General features: G+C 63.7%; 8 protein-coding genes. 5 read left to right on the top strand and 3 right to left on the bottom strand.

Features of this window, described 5'->3' with window-relative positions; translation table 11 throughout:
* The 3 genes from EOA32_RS29790 to EOA32_RS29780 form a co-directional block, all read left to right on the top strand.
* The coding region (locus EOA32_RS29790; protein WP_145971383.1) for a dipeptide ABC transporter ATP-binding protein at positions 1-1,318 on the top strand (1,318 nt) is incomplete at its 5' end.
* A 20-nt stretch (positions 1,319-1,338) separates the two neighbouring features.
* The gene (locus EOA32_RS29785) at positions 1,339-2,709 is read left to right on the top strand and encodes an alpha-glucosidase/alpha-galactosidase (RefSeq protein WP_128373623.1); all 1,371 of its coding nucleotides are present in this window, start codon (positions 1,339-1,341) and stop codon (positions 2,707-2,709) included.
* A 66-nt stretch (positions 2,710-2,775) separates the two neighbouring features.
* A complete protein-coding gene (locus EOA32_RS29780; RefSeq protein WP_128373622.1) occupies positions 2,776-3,219 on the top strand; it encodes a hypothetical protein in 444 nt (147 codons plus the stop codon).
* Between the two features lie 71 nt (positions 3,220-3,290).
* Here the strand turns inward: EOA32_RS29780 and purD are convergent, their stop codons facing one another.
* A complete protein-coding gene (gene purD / locus EOA32_RS29775) occupies positions 3,291-4,571 on the bottom strand; it encodes a phosphoribosylamine--glycine ligase (RefSeq protein ID WP_128373621.1) in 1,281 nt (426 codons plus the stop codon).
* A gap of 118 nt (positions 4,572-4,689) precedes the next feature.
* Here purD and EOA32_RS29770 point away from each other — a divergent pair, with 118 nt between their 5' ends.
* Positions 4,690-4,923, top strand: coding sequence for a hypothetical protein (locus EOA32_RS29770; protein ID WP_179295050.1), 234 nt, complete (start codon positions 4,690-4,692; stop codon positions 4,921-4,923).
* 51 nt (positions 4,924-4,974) lie between these two features.
* Positions 4,975-5,958 (top strand): 4-hydroxybenzoate octaprenyltransferase, encoded by a 984-nt coding sequence (gene ubiA / locus EOA32_RS29765; protein ID WP_095776208.1) that lies wholly within the window; start codon positions 4,975-4,977, stop codon positions 5,956-5,958.
* Between the two features lie 164 nt (positions 5,959-6,122).
* Here the strand turns inward: ubiA and EOA32_RS29760 are convergent, their stop codons facing one another.
* Both EOA32_RS29760 and EOA32_RS29755 read right to left on the bottom strand, forming a co-directional pair.
* Entirely contained in the window at positions 6,123-6,689 is a 567-nt protein-coding gene (locus tag EOA32_RS29760) for a DUF6101 family protein (protein WP_095776209.1), read from the bottom strand.
* A 184-nt stretch (positions 6,690-6,873) separates the two neighbouring features.
* Positions 6,874-7,854: FAD-binding oxidoreductase (locus EOA32_RS29755; protein ID WP_145971382.1), on the bottom strand; the 981-nt coding region annotated here is incomplete at its 5' end.

Here is a 7,854-nt window from a genome sequence, read left to right as displayed (position 1 = left end):
CTTCCAGGAGCCGATGAGCTCGCTCAACCCGATCTATTCGGTCGGCAGCCAGATCGTCGAAGCGATCAGGGTGCACCGCAAGGTGAGCCGCAAAGAGGCCTGGGCGCGAGCGCTCGAGCTTTTGCGGCATGTCCAGATTCCCGAACCAGAAGCACGCCTCAAGCAGTATCCGCACCAGCTCTCCGGCGGCCAGCGGCAGCGCGTCATGATCGCCATGGCTTTGGCCAACGAGCCCGATGTACTGATCGCCGACGAGCCGACCACCGCGCTCGACGTCACCGTCCAGGCGCAGATCCTCAACCTGATCCGCAATCTGCAGAAAGAAATGCGGATGGCGGTGGTTCTGATCACGCACGATCTCACCGTGGTGCGCAAGTTCTCCGACTATGTCTATGTCATGCAGCATGGCGAGATGCGCGAGCATAACGTCACCGAGCGGCTCTTCGCCGTTCCGCAGCATCCCTACACAAAGCGGCTGCTCGCATCCGAACCACACGGCCGGCCGAAGCCGCTGCCCGAAAAGTCCAGCACGATCCTCGAGGCGAACGGCGTGCGCGTCTGTTTCACGCTGCGGGACGGCACGTTCCTGAAGCCGGACTGGCGCGAGCTGGTCGCGGTCGACGATCTCGACCTCAAACTTTGCCGTCACGAGACGCTGGGCCTGGTCGGCGAATCCGGTTCCGGCAAGACCACTTTCGGCCAGGCGCTGCTTCGGCTGCTCGACGCGAGGCGCGGCGAGATCCGTTTCGATGGCCAGCCGATCCAGGATCTCACGCGCGCCGAGATGCGGCCGCTGCGCTCGCGCATGCAGATCGTCTTCCAGGATCCGTTCTCCTCGCTCAACCCGCGCATGACGATCGGCCAGATCATCGAGGAAGGGCTGGTCGTCAACAGGATCGGGGCCACACGGCGCGAGCGGATCGAGCGGGTGCGTGAGGCGCTGGTCAGCGCCGGCATGCCCGGCGATATCCTGTCACGGTTCCCGCACGAATTTTCGGGCGGCCAGCGGCAGCGTATCGCGATCGCGCGGGCCATCGCGCTGGAGCCCGAGTTCATCCTGCTCGACGAGCCGACATCGGCGCTCGATCTTTCCGTCCAGGCGCAGATCATCGACCTGCTGCGCAAGCTGCAGGACGAGCGCGGCTTGAGCTATCTCTTCATCTCGCACGATCTCAAGGTGGTGCGGGCGCTCTGCCACCGCGTGATCGTCATGCAGCACGGCAAGATCGTCGAACAGGGGCCCGTAGACGAGGTCCTCACCAGTCCCAAGACCGCCTACACCGAACGGCTCGTCCGGGCCGCTTTCGACGCGGCGTGACCATATTCCGGAGGCTCACAGTGGCAAGAAATCCCAGGATCACCTTCATCGGCGCCGGCTCGACGGTGTTCATGAAGAACATTGTCGGCGACGTGCTGCAGCGCCCGGCGCTGTCGGGCGCGACGATCGCTTTAATGGACATCAACCCGCAGCGGCTGGAAGAGAGCGCGGTCGTCGTCAACAAGCTGATCGCGACCCTCGGCGTGAAGGCGAAGGCTGAGACCTATTCCGACCAACGCAAGGCGCTGTCCGGTGCCGATTTCGTCGTCGTCGCCTTCCAGATCGGCGGTTACGAGCCCTGCACCGTCACCGACTTCGAGGTGCCGAAGAAATATGGCCTGCGCCAGACGATCGCCGACACGCTCGGCGTCGGCGGCATCATGCGGGGCCTGAGGACCGTGCCGCATCTGTGGAGGATCTGCGAGGACATGCTCGCCGTCTGCCCCGAGGCGATTATGCTGCAATATGTCAACCCGATGGCGATCAACACCTGGGCGATCGCCGCTAAATTCCCCCAAATCAAGCAGGTTGGGCTCTGCCATTCGGTGCAGGGCACGGCGATGGAGCTGGCGCACGATCTCGACCTTCCCTTTGAGGAGATCCGCTACAGCGCGGCCGGCATCAACCACATGGCCTTTTACCTCAAGTTCGAGCATCGCCAGCCGGACGGCTCCTATCGCGACCTCTATCCCGACCTCGTGCGCGCGTATCGCGAAGGCCGCGCGCCGAAGCCCGGCTGGAACCCGCGCTGCCCGAACAAGGTGCGCTACGAGATGCTGACCCGGCTCGGCTATTTCGTCACCGAAAGCTCGGAGCATTTCGCCGAATACACGCCCTATTTCATCAAGGAAGGCCGCCCCGATCTGATCGAGAAATACGGCATCCCGCTTGACGAATATCCGAAGCGGTGCATCGAGCAGATCGAGCGCTGGAAGGGCCAGGCGGAGGCCTACCGCTCGGCCGACCGGATCGAGGTGACGCAGTCGAAGGAATACGCCTCGTCGATCATGAACTCGGTGTGGACCGGCGAGCCCTCGGTGATCTACGGCAATGTCCGCAACAATGGCTGCATCACCTCGCTGCCCTTCGATTGCGCGGCGGAAGTGCCGTGCCTGGTCGACGCGTCGGGCATCCAGCCCACTTACATTGGCGACCTGCCGCCGCAACTGACGGCCCTGATCCGTACCAACATCAATGTCCAGGAGCTGACGGTGCGGGCGCTGATGAGCGAGAACCGCGAGCACATCTACCATGCGGCGATGATGGACCCGCACACAGCGGCTGAGCTCGACCTCGACCAGATCTGGTCGCTGGTCGACGACCTTCTCGCCGCCCATGGCGACTGGCTGCCGGCCTGGGCGCGTGGCGGGAGGAAGAGCGTGGCGGCCTGACTATCCGCTGCGCAGATTTTTGAGAGCTTAATCTCAGGCTAACTGGGACAGCGATAGAACATCTGGATGAATTGGTGGATCGGGTCCTGCTGGGTACTTGCCAGCCTGGGCATTGCGGCGCTCGACTATCGTGTCCAAAAACTGGCCGCGAAACGATGGCTTGCGGACTGGCCTTGGCGCTTGGTTATGTACTTTGCGCTTGGCGGCGTAACCACCGGCGTACCGGTCTTTCTATATCGGTTCGGAGAAGCAATCATCGGCGTATACAGTCATCCGCCAACAGCGAGGATGCTCGTGGCGCTCCTTCCTTTGGCTGTTGCGATGATTTCTGCCGTTCAAGTTCTCAAAATGGCCGAGCGAATAATCCGCGGAGCAGGCAATCCACTCCGGAGCCGCCGTGTGATTCCGGCTGTCTATTGGATTGCCGTTGCGCTCTTTTTGTTCGCTGTAGCCGGAGTTCTTCTCGGCGTAGGGTTCTTCGGCAGCTTCTCCCTTTTGAGAGACCGCTAGCAAAAGCCGGCGCGCATTGCCGGTCGCAAACAGCTCGAAGGGCCGTATCTTCCCTGGAATGATCGCAGGAACTAATCTCTGGCCTTCTCGCGCGCAACCGCCTGCCAGCCGATGTCGTGGCGGTAAAAGCCCTGCGGCCAATCGATATGCTCTATCGCGGCATAGGCCTTTTCCTGCGCCTCGCCGACGGTCTTGCCGGATGCCGTGACGTTGAGCACGCGGCCGCCATTGGCGACCAGCGCGCCGCCATTGATGGCGGTGCCGGCATGGAAGATCTCCACGCCCTCGCCTTGCGTCTCCTCTAGGCCGCGGATGACCGAGCCCTTTTCCGGCGTGCCGGGATAGCCCCTCGCCGCCATCACCACGGTCAGGGCCGCGTCGTCGCTCCAGCGGACCGACATGTGCGCGAGCTGGCCGTCGACAGCGGCGTTGAGCAGGACGAGCAGGTCGTCCTTCAGCCGCATCATCAGCACCTGGCATTCGGGATCGCCGAAGCGGGTGTTGTACTCGATCAGCTTGGGGCCTTGGTCGGTGATCATCAAACCGGCGAAGAGGATGCCGGCGAAAGGCGCGCCGAGATTGGCCATGCCGCGCATCGTCGGCTCGATGATCTCGCGCATGGTGCGCTCGGTCATGTCGGGCGTCATCACCGGCGCCGGCGAATAGGCGCCCATGCCGCCGGTGTTCGGACCGGTATCGCCGTCGCCGACGCGCTTATGGTCCTGCGCGGTGCCGAAGCGCAGCGCGGTGGCGCCGTCGCATAGGCAGAAGAAGCTCGCCTCCTCGCCGGTCAGATATTCCTCGACGACCACCTCGGCGCCGGCGGAGCCAAAAGCGCCGTCGAAACAGGCCTCGAGCGCGGCAAGCGCCTCCTCCAGCTTCATGGCGATGGTGACGCCCTTGCCGGCGGCAAGCCCGTCAGCCTTGATAACGATCGGCGCGCCCGTCTTTTCGACATAGGCCTTGGCCGCGGCGAGATCGCCGAAGCGGCCATAGGCGGCGGTCGGGATGTTGAACTTGGCGCAAAGATCCTTGGTGAAGCCCTTCGAGCCTTCGAGCCGCGCCGCCGCCCTGGAGGGGCCGAAGACGCGGATGCCCCAGGCGCGCAAATCATCGGCAATGCCAGCCACCAGCGGCCCTTCCGGACCGACCACGACGAGGTCGATCTTCTTCTCCTGGCAGAAGGCGGCCACAGTGGAGTGGTCGGCGATGTCCAGCTTGACCGGTTCGGCGAAACGGCCGATGCCGGGATTGCCGGGCGAAGCATAGAGCTTCGTCAGCAGCGGCGACGCGGCGATCTTCCAGGCAAGCGCATGTTCGCGGCCGCCCGAGCCGAGAAGAAGAACGTTCATTGCTACCTCTTGCTGATCGTCTCCCCGAACCCGCTATTGGTCCAAGGGCGACGGGTCAAGGCGTCTTGGCGTTTCGGGGGGAGATTGCACACGGGAAGATTGCCCACATCAAGACGCAATGAAGCAATTGCCGGTGGGGAACCGATCCCGCCCGGCCCAATCCGAAGTCGACTCAGCTCCGGAAAACGATGGGGAACCAGTCCTCGCGCAACTTCTGGCCGGGCTTGATGTGCTTCCCATGCAGCGCATTGTTCTCGCCCACGACGCGCGCCTGCGCCTATCGAAGGCGGCACTCGCCTTCATCGAGACAGCGAAAGCATGGTTCGCCAGTCACGATGTTTTCACTGCCTGAGCGACAACGCGGCTGCTTGACGGCGCCCATCGCTGCTGCCACTCCAGCACGATGGAAACCATCCAGTCGAAAGCAGCCCAGGGCCGCGTCGCGGACGCGCCGAGCGGCCATTGGGTTTACCGGGTGCTGCCGCGCTGGCTGTGGCCCTATGCGCAGCTTGCGCGCTGGGACCGGCCGATCGGCTGGCAGCTGCTCTTGTGGCCCTGCTGGTGGTCGGCGGCTCTTGCGGCCAGCGCCTATCCGCGGCCGACGGATCCGCTGCTGACGCTGTTGCCCGCGCCCTGGTACCTGTTCCTGTTTTTCATCGGCGCCGTCGCCATGCGTGGCGCCGGCTGCACCTACAACGACATCGTCGACGAAGACATCGACAACCAGGTCGAGCGCACCCGCTCGCGGCCGCTGCCGGCCGGCAAGGTGAAGCGCCGCCAGGCCTGGGCGTTTCTGATCATCCAGGCGCTGGTCGGGCTCGCAGTGCTTTTGCAGTTCAACAGCTTCGCCATTCCGCTCGGCATCGCCTCGCTGGCGATTGTCGCGATCTACCCGTTCATGAAGCGCATCACCAACTGGCCGCAATTGGTGCTCGGGCTCGCCTTCTCCTGGGGCGCGCTGATGGGCTGGGCGGTCGAGTTCGGCGATCTCGATGGCCCCGCCATCATGCTTTATATCGGCTCGATCCTGTGGGTGATCGGCTACGACACGATCTACGCGCATCAGGACAAGGAAGACGACGCCATCGTCGGCGTGCGCTCCACGGCACGGCTTTTCGGCGACAACACCAAGACCTGGCTCACCGGGCTCTATGGCGGCACGCTCGCCTGCTTCGCCATCGCCTTTGCCTCGGCTCAAGTGCCGATGCCGGCGCTGGCCGGGCTGATCGCCGCCGGCGCGCATATGGCGCGCCAGATCATCCGGCTCGACATCAACGATCCCGATCAGTGCCTGAAGCTGTTCAAGTCGAACAACCAGGTCGGCTGGCTGATCTTTCTGGGGCTGATCGGCGGGGCGTTTTGGGTGGTGCTGAAGCCGCTGGTGTAGCGCCTCTCCTTCTCCCTTTGTCGTGGGAGAAGGTGGCTCGGCGCGCAGGGCCGAGACGGTTGACGGTGTTCCAGCGGAGTGAGAGCTCGGCGTTTCCTGGAAAACCCCTCATCCATCGCCTTCGGCGACACCTTCTCCCACAGGGGGGAAGGGAAGGATCGCGGCTATTCGCGCGCGATAATCTCCTCACCGCCGACGACGAGACGCAGGCCGAGATTGCCGGTCCTGCGGCGGGCGAGGAAGCGCGGGCGGCGCATGTTGGAGACACGGCCCTTGCGGCGGTCCTGCGGCGGCAGGGCCTTGATGGCGGCGCCGAGCGATTCCTCCAGCGTGCGGGCGACGCCGTCGGCCTCGATCAGAAGCATCGGCAGGCGATAGGCGTCGGCCCAGGCGCGCCAATCGGCGGCGACGTCGTCGAGATCGTCGGCGACCAAAAGCGGCACCGACAGCATCGGATCATTGTGCAGAAGTTCCAGCGTCACGGTGACATTGCCGTCCGGATCCTCCATGGCGCGGGCGGCGACACCACGGAAGGCATTGGCGGGCAGCGCGATGATCGCCGGCACGCCGCTCATCTCCAGCGTGCGGCGGATAACGGCGCCGCGCTGGTCGATGGTGAAGGTTACATCGCCATAGTCGTCGCGCGTGGCATAGCTTACCATCTGCGGCAGGCGAAACGGGTCGAGACGCATGTTGCGCCCCGCCCAGACTGGCTTCAGTCCAGTGTTCATCGAATGCCTTCCTGTTTCTCCTGAGGGCCGTTTTCCGGTTCTCTCCGGGCCGGTTTTTCCGGCCTCGTTATGCGGGAAACATTAGCGCTCGCTTCTTACCGCCGCGCTTAAGAAAGTCAGTTAAATTTTGCTGATCGGAGCCGATGGTTATCGGAATGCGACCAGCCACAAGATGTTGGAAGAATTAGATAACCTTACCGGGATTCATGATGCCGGCCGGGTCGAAGGCCGCCTTCACCCGGCGCATCAGATCGATCGCCATTGGCGGCGCCGTGGCGATCAGCTCGTCGCGCTTCAATTGGCCGATGCCGTGCTCGGCCGAGATCGAGCCGTGGAAAGAGCGCACGACATCGTGCACGGCTTTGTTCATCGGGTGGTAGAGCTCAAGGAACGGCTCGTCCTGCCAATCCAGCGGGCGAGAGATGTTGTAGTGAAGATTGCCGTCGCCCATGTGGCCGAAGCAGACGACCCGGGAACCGGGACAGACAGTCTGGACCACGCCTGCCGCCTTTTCGATGAACTCCGGGATCGAGGCGATCGGCACCGAGATGTCGTGCTTGATCGAGGCGCCCTCCGGCTTCTGGCATTCTGGCAGCGTCTCGCGGAAATTCCAGAAGGCGTCGCCCTGGGCAAGACTTGCCGACACCACCGCATCGCCGACGATGCCCTGCTCGAGGCCGGCCGAAAGAATCTCCTCGATCAGCGCCTTGCCATCTTCTTCCGAGCGACCTGAAGAGACCTGCATCAGGGCATACCACGGCCAGTCATCCGCCAGCGGTCGGGTGATGCCTTGCCCGTGCTTCAGCGTGAAGTCGTAAGGCCGTTTGGCGATCAGCTCGAAAGCCGTGAGCGAAGCACCGGCGCGATCCATCGCCAAGGTGAACAGCGAGAGCGCTGCCTTGGGCGACGACAGCCCGGCGAAGGCAACCTCCCTGCCCTTCGGCTTCGGAAAGAGCTTCAGCACCGCGGCGGTGATGACGCCGAGTGTGCCCTCGGCGCCGACGAAGAGGTTTTTCAGATCGTAGCCGGTGTTGTCCTTCTTCAGCTTGCGCAGATCGTCGAACACGTCGCCGGTCGGCAGCACCACTTCGACGCCGAGGCAAAGCTCGCGCGCATTGCCATAGGCAAGCACGCCGGTGCCACCGGCATTGGAAGAAAGATTGCC

The sequence above is a fragment of the Mesorhizobium sp. M1A.F.Ca.ET.072.01.1.1 genome, from assembly GCF_004023325.1.
Lineage (GTDB): Bacteria > Pseudomonadota > Alphaproteobacteria > Rhizobiales > Rhizobiaceae > Mesorhizobium.
Note: the sequence above shows the minus strand (reverse complement) of the source record. Positions and strands in the feature narration are given on the sequence as shown.